Here is a 584-nt window from a genome sequence, read left to right on the forward strand (position 1 = left end):
CGACAGGTTTCCCGACTGGAAAGCGGGCAGTGAGCGCAACGCAATTAATGTAAGTTAGCTCACTCATTAGGCACCGGGATCTCGACCGATGCCCTTGAGAGCCTTCAACCCAGTCAGCTCCTTCCGGTGGGCGCGGGGCATGACTATCGTCGCCGCACTTATGACTGTCTTCTTTATCATGCAACTCGTAGGACAGGTGCCGGCAGCGCTCTGGGTCATTTTCGGCGAGGACCGCTTTCGCTGGAGCGCGACGATGATCGGCCTGTCGCTTGCGGTATTCGGAATCTTGCACGCCCTCGCTCAAGCCTTCGTCACTGGTCCCGCCACCAAACGTTTCGGCGAGAAGCAGGCCATTATCGCCGGCATGGCGGCCCCACGGGTGCGCATGATCGTGCTCCTGTCGTTGAGGACCCGGCTAGGCTGGCGGGGTTGCCTTACTGGTTAGCAGAATGAATCACCGATACGCGAGCGAACGTGAAGCGACTGCTGCTGCAAAACGTCTGCGACCTGAGCAACAACATGAATGGTCTTCGGTTTCCGTGTTTCGTAAAGTCTGGAAACGCGGAAGTCAGCGCCCTGCACCA

The 584-nt window shown here is 58.4% G+C and carries 1 pseudogene; it reads left to right on the forward strand.

What is annotated here, in order from left to right:
• Nucleotides 1-82 precede the first annotated feature (82 nt).
• Nucleotides 83-424: pseudogene (locus SB751_RS28050) on the forward strand (hypothetical protein); the annotation flags it as partial.
• Between the last annotated feature and the right edge of the window lie 160 nt (nt 425-584).

Source organism: Cupriavidus sp. SIMBA_020 (genome assembly GCF_046535395.1).
Classification (GTDB): Bacteria; Pseudomonadota; Gammaproteobacteria; order Burkholderiales; family Burkholderiaceae; genus Cupriavidus; species Cupriavidus campinensis.